This window comes from Aerococcus sp. HMSC062A02, assembly GCF_001809535.1.
In the GTDB taxonomy this organism is placed as follows: domain Bacteria; phylum Bacillota; class Bacilli; order Lactobacillales; family Aerococcaceae; genus Aerococcus.
Window position 1 is genome coordinate 1 of record NZ_KV797921.1, and the last position, 11,860, is coordinate 11,860.

The following is an 11,860-nucleotide window of genomic DNA, read 5'->3' on the forward strand; positions in this document are numbered from 1 at the left end:
GCGAGAGACCAAGGCTCGAGCCGGTGCCATGGCTTTTCAAGGACCAAATTCAACAGCGCAACGGATGCTCATCAGCACAGCCTTAATCAACCATTTATTTCTTTGTAAATACAAAATCTGTACAAATCCCCCAAAACTTCGGGACAAAGACTTTCCGGTGATCGGCTCAGTTGATAGGCCCTGCCTTGCTTTGGCCAACCCTTGGATAGGCAGGAGGGGAAATGCTTCTAGGCTAACTATAATTTAGTGTTATAATAGCCTTAATGAGGAAAATTGCAGAGCCCAGTGCTTGTGGCTAGTGGGCGTGGGAGGAATGTTGGAATGAACGGCAAGCAGACGAATATTGGGATTTTGGATTTTATTCCCCGGGACAAGGACACGACGGCGGCGGATGCTTTTGATAGCTCGGCCCAGCTGATCCAGTACGCGGACCAGCTCCAGCTAAAACGCTACTGGTTTGCGGAGCACCACAGCACACCGTCGATCTTTAGCTCGAGTCCTTTCTTGCTAACGGCGCACTTTGCCTCAAAGACCGAGCAGATCCGGGTAGGGGTTGGGGGCGCCATGGTCAATAACCAGTCGACCTATCAGATGGCGGAGAAGATCCGCACCCTCCAGGCCATGTACCCCAACCGCGTCGATGCAGGCCTAGGCAAGAGTCGATCTGGGGATGCCATGAATGACATCCTGGACCGGGAATTCTTCCAGTCTGACTTGACCTATGAGGAGAAGCTCCAGTCAACGGCGGCTTTCTTGGCGAATTCCTTTCCGCCTGGCCACCCCTATGCCAACCGGCTCTTGATTCCCCACCGGGTGGGGGACCAGCCTGAGCTCTTTATCCTAGCCGGGAGTGCCAACAATGTCCAAGCAGCAGCGCGGATGGGTTTTGGTTTGAACTATGGCCTCTTTATCAATAGCGACCTTAAGGAAGCTGAGCGGGCCATTGCCGACTACCGGGCCAATTTTGAGCCCTCCGCCTTCTTCAGCCAGCCCCGGGTCATTGTGTCCTTATATGTGGTAGCAGCCTATGATGAGAAGCTCCTGCCCGCCCTGGAGACGGCAGTTGACTATTGGAGCCTAGCCTTCAAGTTCGACAAGCGGTCGGTCTACCAGCTCCTCTCGGTCGATGATGCTGCCGATTTCCCCTTTGACCAGCGAGAAAAAGCCCTCTTGAGGGAGAATAAGAACCAAAAAGTCGTCGGGACGCCCAAACAGGTGGCCAGCCAGCTCCAGAGCTTGAAGAAGCGCTTGGACTGCGACGAATTCATGGTGCTCAACCAACTGCCGGCCCACATTTACCGCAAACAATTGTTGGAAATCTTGAGCGAGATAGTGATTTAAGGCCATTTATGTTAAAATTAAAGAAGAATATTTAGAAGGGAAGTGAAGCATGATGTCAAGTCTTTCCGATCCGGTGACAAAGATCCCAGGGGTAGGTCCTAAGACGGCTGACCGCCTGGAAAAAATTGGAATTGTAACGGTGAAGGACTTGCTCTACCACTTCCCTTTTCGCTATGAGGACTTATCGGTGAAGGATGTGGCCGAACTAGAAGACGGGCAGAAGGCGACGGTCATGGGCCGGGTCACAACGCCCGCCGTTATCGATTATTTTCGCGGCAAAAAAGGCAGCCGGCTGACCTTCACCCTGGCCGTCCAGCACGAGGTCTTGCGGGTGGTCTTCTTCTACCAGCCCTATCTTAAGGACAAGGTCAAGGTAGGGGAGGACTTGGTGGTCTACGGCAAGTTCGACGCCAACCGCCAGCAGATGATTGGCCAGCGGATTATTGACCTAGCCCAGTCCGACGACCTGAGCGAACAAGCCTCGGTCTACCGGCTGACGTCCGGCCTGTCCCAGAAGCAGCTCGTGACTTATATCCGCCAGGCCTGGGAGCTCTATGCTGACCAGATTGAAGAAGTCCTGCCCGATGAATTGCGGGAGAAATATGGCCTAGTGACCCACCGCCAAGCCCTGGAGTGGATGCACTTTCCAGCGGATGGGGAGGCCTCCCGCCAGGCCCGCTACCAGATCAAGTACCAGGAATTCTTCCTCTATATCCTCCGCATCCAATGGCGGAAGCTGGTCAAGCGCCGGTCTGAACAAGGCATTGCCATCGCTTACGACAACCAGGCCCTGGTCCGCTTTATCCAGTCCATTCCCTTCGAACTCACCCAGGGACAAAAAGAAGTGGTCAACGAGATCTGTGCCGACCTCCGCCAACCCTATCAGATGAACCGTCTCCTCCAGGGCGATGTGGGGAGCGGGAAAACGGTCGTAGCCTTCATTGCCTTAATGGCGGCTGTCTACGGAGGCTACCAAGGGGCTTTTATGGTACCTACAGAGATCCTGGCCGACCAGCACTACCAGTCGGCCCAGAGCCTCCTGCCTTCTGACCTTAAGCTGGCCTGTCTGACGGGGTCGACCAAGGCCGCCGATCGCCGGCAGATTCTTGAAGACCTGGCCAATGAAGACCTAGACCTCTTGATTGGGACCCATGCCCTGATCCAGGACGAGGTCGACTTTGCCCAGCTCGGCTTCATCATTATCGATGAGCAGCACCGCTTCGGGGTCAAGCAGCGGGCCCGTTTGATCGAGAAGGGCAAGTGGGCCCTGCCCAATGTTCTCTACATGACGGCAACCCCTATCCCGCGGACCTTGGAGATCACCACCATGGGCGACATGGACGTCTCCAAGCTCAAAGACCTGCCCAGCGGCCGCCAGCCCATCACCACGACTTGGCTGCGTCCCAGCCAGGAAGAGACGGCCCTGGACCAATTGGAAGGGGAGCTTCGATTGGGCCACCAGGCATATATTATTTGCCCCCTGATTGCGGAATCGGAGACCCAGGAAGCCCAGAACGCTGAAGAGATCTACCAGCGCTTTTGCACTTACTTTGCGGGCCGCTTCCAGGTGGGCCTCCTCCATGGTAAAATGTCCAATGAGGAGAAGGACCAGGCCATGGCTGACTTCCAGGAGCGAAGAAGCCAGGTCTTGGTGGCCACCACGGTGGTTGAGGTCGGGGTCAATGTCCCCAATGCGACCTTTATGATGATCCTGGACGCTGACCGCTTCGGCCTGGCCCAGCTCCACCAGTTGCGCGGGCGTGTGGGCCGGGGGGATGCCCCCTCCTATTGCGTCCTGATTGCCGATCCCCGTACCGAGAACGGTCGTGAACGGATGGCCATCATGACCCAGTCGACGGACGGCTTCTACCTGAGCCAGGCTGACCTGGAGCTCCGGGGGGCGGGGGATTATTTTGGCACCAAGCAGAGTGGCCTGCCTAGCTTCAAACTGGCGGATCCCCTGGCGGACGCGACCATCCTCGAAGCCGCCCGCCAGGATGTGGGCTACTTCATGCCCTATCTGGAGACCCACGCTGGCGACTATCCCCAACTCTTGACCTATCTCAAGGCCCTGGACCAGGATGTTCAAGCCTAGCCCTTTTGACCAATGAAGCAAGACAAAAACAAGGATTAAAGGAGAAAACAATGAGAATTGCAATTGATGCCATGGGCGGCGACCACGCCCCAGAAGTTCCTCTGAGAGGCGCTCTCAAGGCTGCCCAGGAATACCCAGACTTAGAGATTCAACTATACGGCCAGGCGGAGGCCTTAGATGCCTATCTGCCCGACGCCCTGCCGGCTAACCTCCAAATCGTCGAGGCAGAGGAAGTCATCGGTACCGCAGAAGAGCCCGTCAAGGCCCTCCGCCAGAAGAAAAAATCTTCCATGGTTCTCGGCTTAAAGGCCGTGCGCAAGGCCCAGGCCGACGCCTTTATCTCAGCCGGCAATTCGGGCGCTCTGATGGCCGGGGCCCTCATGCAGGTGGGGCGGATGAAAGGCATTAGCCGGCCCGCCTTCCTAGTCAACATGCCCTGCTTTACAGACTTCAACAAGTCCTGGGTCCTGATCGATGGGGGCGCTAATGTGGACAACAAGCCAGCCCACCTCCACCAATACGCCATCATGGGCTCGGCCTACATGGCGGCGGTCAAGGGGATCGACCGGGCCCGGATCGGTCTCTTGAACAATGGCAAGGAAGCCGGCAAGGGCAACCAGCTCACCCAGGCCGCCTATGAGCTTCTCAGCCAGGAAGAGACGATCAACTTCATCGGCAATGTGGAACCCAGCGAGGTCCTCAACGATGCTTGCGATGTGGTCGTGGCAGATGGTTTTGCGGCCAATATGGTCCTCAAGAGCCTGGAAGGTGCCAGCAAGGCCTTTGTGACCCTCTTGTCCGACACCCTGAAGACGGCCTCCTGGAAGAGTAAGGTCGCCGGTCTCTTGGTCAAGGAAGATCTCAAGAAGGCCTTTGCGGGCCTCAACTCCGATAATATTGGCGCTGGAGTGGTCTTTGGCGTCAAGCAACCGGTCCTTAAGTGCCACGGCTCAGCCAAGGATGATGCCTTCTACTATGCCATCCTCCAAGCCCGGCAGATGGTCGATAGCCAGCTTTACGACCAACTAGCCCAAGACTTTGAAACTTTAGCCCAAAGAGAGAAAGAGGAAGATTGAGATGGAAGTGGAGTTAAAAGTCTTTCAAATGATCATTGACCGCTACGGGGTGGAAGCCGAACGCGTCAGCCGGGACCTGTCCTTCACTGACGACCTCGGCGCCGACTCCCTGGACGTGGTGGAATTGATTATGGAACTTGAAGACATCTTCGGCATCCAGATCCCTGATGATGAGGTAGAGTCGATCGAAACGGTGGGGGATGTCCTCGATTACATCCGCGATAACGTCCCCTCAGCCGAGGATAAAGCCTGAGGATAGATAGCGATGGAATGTCCGAGCCCTGCTGGATATTCCATCGCTTAGTCTATTTGTTTCGGTATAGATATAAAAAATGTAAGTGTAAACTGTAAACGGTGCTGGTGAGCATCCGTTGCGCTGTTGAATTTGGTCCTTGAAAAGCCATGGCACCGGCTCGAGCCTTGGTCTCTCGCCTAGCAAATCTCAAACGGACCGTACGGCTAAAGCCTACGCTCCGTAATTCGCTTTACTTGCTTTTTCATGGCTAAGGACCAACTTCAACGCTCCACTCCTGCTCATAAAATGAATGGTAAAATTCATGAAATTTTATCAGCGATTATAAAAATTAATAATAAATATGCCTTTGCTTTTGAAAAAACTGAATTAATCGTATTTAATTTAATAAATAGGCAAAAGTATCATAAGGCAGAATCTAGTCGAATTGATCCTATTTTGGTTATTATTGCTTTTCTAATACTCAACGATTACTGCTGCTAAGATAAAAACAAAGATTACTAGGTTATTTTATATTTTTGATACTAGCACTGATATTTAAATTTTTGCTATTTACTTGTGAGCAGGAGTGAAGCTTGATTTATTGTCGTTAGCCACGAATAAGCAAGCGATGTGAATTACGGATAGTCGGCGTAAGCCGCTACTAGCCGTTTGAAGCTCGCTAGGCGAGAGACCGAGGCTCGAGCCGGTGCCGTGGCTTTTTAACGACAAAAAATCAAAGCGTAACGGATGCTCACTAGCACAGTTTTCAGTTTAAATTAAAAAATTTATATTACAAAAAAGAAAGCGAGCGATTGGTATGAATTTTGAATTGATTAAGGAATTATTTTCCAGCCAGTTCGGGTTAGAAATACAGAACCTGACTTATTATGAAACAGCCTTCACCCATTCCAGCTATGTGAATGAGAAGAAGCGCGAAGACCTGAATGACAATGAACGAATTGAATTCTTAGGGGATGCAGTGATTGAGCTCCTCGTCTCTAACTACCTTTATGCCCACTATCCCGAACTCCGCGAAGGCGACCTCTCCCGCTTCCGGGCCCGGATTGTCTGCGAAGAGAGTCTGTCCAAGCGCTGTGTGGAACTAGGCTTGGATCGCTTGATCCGCCTGGGCAAGGGGGAAGAGGCTAATGGCGGGCGCCAACGTCCCGGTCTCCTGTGCGACCTCTACGAAGCGGTCTGTGGGGCAGTCTACAAAGACCTAGGTCTAGAAGCTGTCGAAGTGATCCTGGCTGACAATATCTATCCTAAGATCAAGGCTGGGCGCTTTAACCGCCAAGTGGACCCTAAGACGGCCCTCCAGGAAGAATTACAGAAGAACGGTGAAATCAACCTCTCCTATGACCTGCTTGAAGAGTCCGGACCGGCCCACAACCGGGTCTTTCGCATGGCCGTTTCACTCGACGGCCAAGTCATTGGGGAAGGCCAAGGCCAGTCCAAGAAGGCCGCCCAACAAGCTGCGGCCCAAGAAGCCTTAAACCAGCTCGCTAAGAAAGACCAGTAGAAGGGGGCTTTCAGTGTATTTAAAGTTAATCGAATTGACCGGCTTTAAGTCCTTTGCGGAGAAGACCCGGATTGAATTGGACCGGGGCTTTACAGCTATTGTTGGCCCCAATGGTTCAGGCAAGTCCAATATTACCGAGGCCATTAAGTGGGTGCTCGGCGAACAATCGGCCAAGTCCCTGCGCGGCAAGCGGATGGATGACGTCATCTTCGCCGGGTCGGAGGCCAAGCGCAAGGCCCAGTATGCCGAGGTGACTTTGACCTTCAACAATGAGGACCGGGTCCTGGCCATTGACCAGGATGAGGTCTCTATCAGCCGCCGCTATACTCGGTCAGGGGAAGCCACTTACATGATCAACCGCCGCCAGTGCCGGCTCAAGGACATCACGGAACTGATGCTGGATACCGGCGTGGGCCGGGATTCCTTTTCCATTATTTCCCAAGGTCGGGTGGAGGCGATTTTCACCCAGAAGGCGGAAGAGCGGCGAGGGATCTTCGAAGAGGCAGCTGGCGTGATGAAGTACAAGACTCGCAAGGTCGAGGCCGAGCGCAAGTTAGCCCGGGCCGAGGACAATCTCAACCGGATTGAAGATATTTTAAGCGAGGTGGCGGGCCAGCTCGAACCCTTGGAGGACCAGCGCAATGTCGCCCTCAAGTACCAGGCGACCAAGCAGGAGCTCTCAGAGATTGAGATCGCCCTGACCAGCGTCCAGGTGGAGACCCTGTCCGAGCAGTGGCAGGTGGCCCAGCGCGACCTGGAGGAGTGTAAGGACCAAGTCAACCAGCTCAAGGCCGACCTGAAGACCTACCAGGACCAAGCCGACCAGGTCAAGAGTCAGGAAGAAGCCAAGGAGGACCAGGTCAACCAACTCCAGACGGACTATGTGGATACGGTCCAAAAGACCGAGAAGCTCCAAGGGAAGATCCGTCTCTACCAGGAGAAGCAGGACTTCCACCAGCGCGACCAGACCAGCCAGCAGAATTTCTTAGCTGAGCTTGACCAGGGCATCCAAGAAGCCAAGCAGGAAGTCGAAAATCTGAGCCTTCACTTGGACCGGGTGCGCCAAGACTATGCCGACCAGGAAAAGGAACACCAGCGGCTCAACCAGGCCCTGGAGGAATTGACTGCCGGCCAGGCCGAGCTTTTGGAGACCAAGCGTAATGATTACATTGACGCCCTCCAGGCCCAGGCTCGCTACGATAACGAACAAAAAGAAATCACTAAGGAAAGCGACCGGCTCAAAGACCAATTGGCCCGCTACCAGAAGGACCAGGAAGCCAAGCAGGCCCACTACGATAAGTTGATCAAGGAGCGGGAAGACCGCGACCAGGCCTACCAGGACAAAAAGCAGGCGACCGAAGACTTGCTCAGCAACTACCAAGAACTCGCCCAAGAGGCCAAGACTTACCAGGCCGACCTAGAGGCAGCTGACCAAGCCTACCGCCAGGCCCATGAGCGGATGATCCAGGTCCAAGCCCGGTTAACCAGCCTAGAAGACCTGGAAGAGAGCCATGCCGGCTTCTTCTACGGGGTGAAGAATGCTCTGGGGATGAAGGACCGTATCTCTGGTATTCACGGGGCGGTGGCCGAGCTGATCCAGGTTGACCCAGCTTATACAGCAGCAGTCGAAACGGCCCTGGGCGGCGGCCTACAAAATATTGTCACTGCAGATGCCAAAGTAGCCAGCCAGGTCATCCAAGCCCTGAAGAAAAGCCGGGGCGGCCGGGCCACCTTCCTGCCCCTAGCTGTGATCCGGCCCCGCCAGCTCAGCCAACAAGTCCTGAACCAGGCCCAGTCCTGCCCCGGCTATGTGGGCGTTTTGGCGGACCTGGTCACTTATGACCCGACCTACCGCGCTGTCATGCTGAATCTCATGGGAACGACCCTGGTAGCTGACAAGATGGATAATGCCCGGCAGATGGCAGCCAAGCTCGGTCAGCGCCAGCGGATTGTGACCCTGGAAGGTGATATCATCCATGCCGGGGGTTCCATGACCGGGGGCCAGCAGAAGCAGGACAAGGGCGGTCTCCTCTCCCGTAAGCAAGAGATCGACCGCCTGCAAGTGGAACAAGAGAAATTGGCCCAGGCCCAAAGCCAGAGCCAGGCCGAGCGTGAAAGTGTCCAGGCTAAAGGGCAAGCCATCGTCGACCGAATGGAAACCGTCAAGGAAGCCGGCAGCGAGAGCCGCTTGGAGGAGCAAGAGCTCAAGCAGGCCCTGGACCAAGTCGACCGAGACTTGAAGAATTTAGAAGCCGATCTGGACCTCCTCAAGCTAGACCAGGCCACTGCCCAGGCCCAGGTCCAAGACTTGGATCTGCGGGCAGGAGAGCTAGCCCAGCAGTCCAAGGGCCAAGCTGAGACGGTCCAAGAGCTCAAGGCTAGCATCGAGCGGATGAATTTATCCGAATCGGACCGGGCCCAACGCCTCCAGGACTTCCAAGCCGAACTCCGCCAGTTTGAGAGCCAGTTCGCTGTCCTCGCCGAGCAGAAGAAGCAGGCTGAGAAGGACTACCAGGCCGCCCAAGCAACCCTCAAACAAAAAGAAAAAGACCAGGCCCAAACCATCCAGGCCCTGGCTGACCTGGACCAAGAATTGAGCGAGCAGTCCGGCCAGGCCGAGCGCTACCAGGCCGACTATCAAGCGGCTAAAGCCCAGCTTAAGGAAGTCGACCAGGGCCTCAAGCTAGCCCGTCAAGCCCGCAAGGACCTGCAAAAAGAAAGTCAAGACCTGAATCAAAAACAACAAGCTTTAAACGACCAGCTCCAGGAAGCCCTGGGCCAGCAAGCCAAGCTCGGGGCGACCGTTTCCCGCTATGAGGTTTCAATTGACAACCACTTGGACCACCTGCGGGAAGAATACGGCCTGACCTATGAGCGGGCCCGGGAGATCAGCCAGCTGGACATGTCCATGGAAGCTGCCTCGACCAAGGTCCGCCAGCTCAAGCAGACCATTGAAGACCTGGGACCTGTTAACTTGGCAGCTATCAAGGACTATGAAGAGGTTAAGGAACGTCATGACTTCATGACCAAGCAGTGGGAGGACGCCGACCAGGCCAAGACCAATCTCTACCAGACCATTCAGGGGATTGACCAGGAAGTCACCGAACGCTTCAAAGTGACTTTTGAAGCCATCCGCGACGCCTTTGAGAAGGTTTTTCCTAAGCTCTTTGGCGGGGGCAAGGCAACGCTTGTCCTGACCGATCCCGATGACCTCTTGAATACCGGGGTCGAAATCATGGCCCAGCCACCCGGCAAGCACCTCCAGCTCCTCAGCCTCCTCTCGGGCGGGGAGCGGGCCCTGACCGCCATCGCCCTGCTCTTTGCCATCCTCCATGTCAAGACCATCCCCTTCACCATCCTGGATGAGGTGGAGGCTGCCTTGGACGATGCCAATGTCCGCCGCTACGGCCAGTACCTACAGAATTTTTCCAAAGAAAACCAATTTATCGTCATTACCCACCGCAAGGGCACCATGGAGGCCGCCAATGTCCTCTATGGGGTAACCATGCAGGAATCGGGGATTTCCAAGCTGGCCTCGGTCAGCCTGGCCGACTTTGACGCGGAAGCACTTGAAGAAGGAAAGGAGTCTCGTGATGAAAGCACTCGTGGCCATTGATCTTGACGGCACCTTACTCAATCCAGACAAGGAGGTGAGTGCGGCCAACCGCCAGGCCATCCAAGCGGCCCTGGCAGCCGGCGTCGAGATAGTGATTTGCACCGGCCGCCCCTTAGCGGCCATCGAAGCCATTCTCCAAAAAGTGGGTTTGGATAGTGCCGACCATTACAGCGTGACCTACAATGGGGGACTGGTGGTTGCCAACCGTGGCCAAGAAGTCCTCTTCGAAGAAACGCTGACTATGGAAGACCTGGCAAGCATTTACCCAGTCCTCCACGACTTGGGCCTGCCTCTAGAAGCAGTCAGCCGGAACCGGGTCTACCAGTTGCCCTATCCAACAGACTATCCGGGACACTATGGGGATGCCCGCGACTTCCTACCGACTGAAAAAGTTAGCCTGGCAGATCTTGACGGCGACCTGACCTTCCCCAAGCTGGTGGTCGCCACAGAGCCTGACCACTTGGACGCCCAGATTCCCAAGCTGCCCCAGGATTTTTACCAAGATTACTCCCTCATCCATTCGGTTCCAGAAGAGCTGGAATTCATGGCCCAGGGGATCGACAAGGGCAAGGCACTGGGGATTTTGGCCGACCGCCTAGGTTATTCGAAGGACCAGGTCTATGCGATTGGGGACGAGCGCAACGATGCCGCTATGTTCGCCTATGCCGGAACAGGGATTGCCATGGCCAACAGCCATCCAGATATCCTGGCCCAGGCCGATTTAATCACCCGGTCCAATAGCCAAGACGGGGTCGCCTATGCCCTTAGAGAATTTATTTTAAAAAAACCAGGAGACTTGATACAATAAGACAGAAGCGACAAGTTGTCGCAAGGACAAATAGAAAGGTGGCCCAAGCATGGGATTATTTGATCGCATTAAAAAAGCCTTCACTGGGGAAGACCCCATTGTTACGGACAAGCAAGATACAGCCGAAGAAAAAGAAGAGCAGATCGTCTTTGAGAAATATGACAAGGGGGTTGAAAAGACCCGGAAGACCTTCTCAGAGCGGATTAATGAGCTCTTTGCCGGCTTTAGAGAAGTGGATGAAGACTTCTTTGATGACCTGGAAGAGACCCTGATTTCCAGCGATGTCGGCTTCGACATGACCATCGCCCTGTCGGATGCCGTCCGCGAAGAAATCCAGTTGAAGAATGCCCGGTCCGGTGAAGAGGTTAAAAATACCGTGGTCGAAAAGATGATTGAAATCTACGACAAGGGGGAAAGCCCTGAGGTTGAAATCAATGAAAGCCAAACGGACGACCCGACCGTGATGCTCTTTGTGGGCGTGAACGGGGTCGGCAAGACCACTACTATCGGTAAGATTGCCTACCAATTGAAGGCCAAGGGGAAAAAAGTCCTCCTCGTGGCTGGGGACACCTTCCGAGCTGGGGCTGTAGAACAACTGGAAGAATGGGCCCAGCGAGTGGACGTGCCGATTGTCTTAGGACGCGACCAGGGTGATCCAGCCTCCGTTGTCTTCGATGGGGTCAAGCGGGCCAAGGCAGAAGGCTTCGACTATCTCTTGGTAGATACGGCCGGCCGGCTCCAGAACAAGGCCAATCTGATGGCGGAGCTGGATAAGATGAACCGGGTCATCCAGCGGGAAATTCCGGATGGCCCCCATGAGACGCTCTTGGTTCTCGATGCCACAACCGGGCAGAATGCTCTCCAGCAGGCTAAGGAATTCGCCAAGGTCGTGAATATTACGGGTATTATCCTGACTAAGATGGACGGGACCGGCAAGGGTGGCGTGATCTTCGCTATTCGCTATGAACTGGATATTCCGGTTAAGTTTATTGGCCTGGGCGAGCAGCTGGATGACCTGCAGAAGTTCGATCCAGAGCAGTTTATCTACCAGATGGTGCGCGATGTGGTGGAAGTGCAATAGGCTGGGGGTTGAAGTGAAAAGCAGATTATTTGCTTGATGGAGATTGTGCCGATGAGCATACGTTCCGTCTTGAAAGTGATCGTTAA

At 54.7% G+C, this 11,860-nt stretch carries 8 protein-coding genes; all 8 read left to right on the forward strand.

What is annotated here, in order from left to right:
- Window positions 1–321: 321 nt before the first annotated feature.
- The 8 genes from HMPREF2626_RS03575 (at window position 322) to ftsY (ending at window position 11,774) form a co-directional block, all read left to right on the forward strand.
- The gene (locus tag HMPREF2626_RS03575; protein WP_070617547.1) at window positions 322–1,341 is read left to right on the forward strand and encodes an MsnO8 family LLM class oxidoreductase; all 1,020 of its coding nucleotides are present in this window, start codon (window positions 322–324) and stop codon (window positions 1,339–1,341) included.
- A gap of 49 nt (window positions 1,342–1,390) precedes the next feature.
- Window positions 1,391–3,436: an ATP-dependent DNA helicase RecG gene (gene recG / locus HMPREF2626_RS03580; RefSeq protein ID WP_070617549.1), complete on the forward strand. Its 2,046-nt coding sequence runs from the start codon at window positions 1,391–1,393 to the stop codon at window positions 3,434–3,436.
- A 50-nt stretch (window positions 3,437–3,486) separates the two neighbouring features.
- Window positions 3,487–4,512, forward strand: a complete 1,026-nt coding sequence (gene plsX, locus HMPREF2626_RS03585; RefSeq protein WP_070617551.1) for a phosphate acyltransferase PlsX — start codon at window positions 3,487–3,489, stop codon at window positions 4,510–4,512.
- A gap of 1 nt (window position 4,513) precedes the next feature.
- The gene (locus HMPREF2626_RS03590) at window positions 4,514–4,765 is read left to right on the forward strand and encodes an acyl carrier protein (RefSeq protein WP_070617554.1); all 252 of its coding nucleotides are present in this window, start codon (window positions 4,514–4,516) and stop codon (window positions 4,763–4,765) included.
- Between the two features lie 799 nt (window positions 4,766–5,564).
- Window positions 5,565–6,269 carry a ribonuclease III gene (rnc, locus tag HMPREF2626_RS03595; protein WP_070617557.1) on the forward strand — a complete coding sequence of 235 codons (705 nt, stop codon included), beginning with the start codon at window positions 5,565–5,567 and terminating at the stop codon, window positions 6,267–6,269.
- Window positions 6,270–6,282: 13 nt separating this feature from the next.
- On the forward strand, window positions 6,283–9,885 hold the full coding sequence (gene smc, locus HMPREF2626_RS03600) for a chromosome segregation protein SMC (RefSeq protein WP_070617560.1): 3,603 nt from the start codon (window positions 6,283–6,285) through the stop codon (window positions 9,883–9,885).
- The gene (locus HMPREF2626_RS03605; protein WP_070617563.1) at window positions 9,863–10,693 is read left to right on the forward strand and encodes a Cof-type HAD-IIB family hydrolase; all 831 of its coding nucleotides are present in this window, start codon (window positions 9,863–9,865) and stop codon (window positions 10,691–10,693) included. Before smc ends, HMPREF2626_RS03605 begins: the two co-directional genes overlap by 23 nt.
- 49 nt (window positions 10,694–10,742) lie before the next feature.
- Window positions 10,743–11,774, forward strand: coding sequence for a signal recognition particle-docking protein FtsY (gene ftsY, locus HMPREF2626_RS03610; RefSeq protein ID WP_070617566.1), 1,032 nt, complete (start codon window positions 10,743–10,745; stop codon window positions 11,772–11,774).
- Window positions 11,775–11,860: the final 86 nt, after the last annotated feature.

Bases quoted from the DNA above. Each gene is read 5' to 3' on its own strand.
- HMPREF2626_RS03605 (WP_070617563.1), top strand. From the start codon at position 9,863: ATGAAAGCACTCGTGGCCATTGATCTTGACGGCACCTTACTCAATCCA.
- HMPREF2626_RS03590 (WP_070617554.1), top strand. From the start codon at position 4,514: ATGGAAGTGGAGTTAAAAGTCTTTCAAATGATCATTGACCGCTACGGG.
- rnc (WP_070617557.1), top strand. From the start codon at position 5,565: ATGAATTTTGAATTGATTAAGGAATTATTTTCCAGCCAGTTCGGGTTA.
- recG (WP_070617549.1), top strand. From the start codon at position 1,391: ATGATGTCAAGTCTTTCCGATCCGGTGACAAAGATCCCAGGGGTAGGT.
- ftsY (WP_070617566.1), top strand. From the start codon at position 10,743: ATGGGATTATTTGATCGCATTAAAAAAGCCTTCACTGGGGAAGACCCC.
- plsX (WP_070617551.1), top strand. From the start codon at position 3,487: ATGAGAATTGCAATTGATGCCATGGGCGGCGACCACGCCCCAGAAGTT.
- HMPREF2626_RS03575 (WP_070617547.1), top strand. From the start codon at position 322: ATGAACGGCAAGCAGACGAATATTGGGATTTTGGATTTTATTCCCCGG.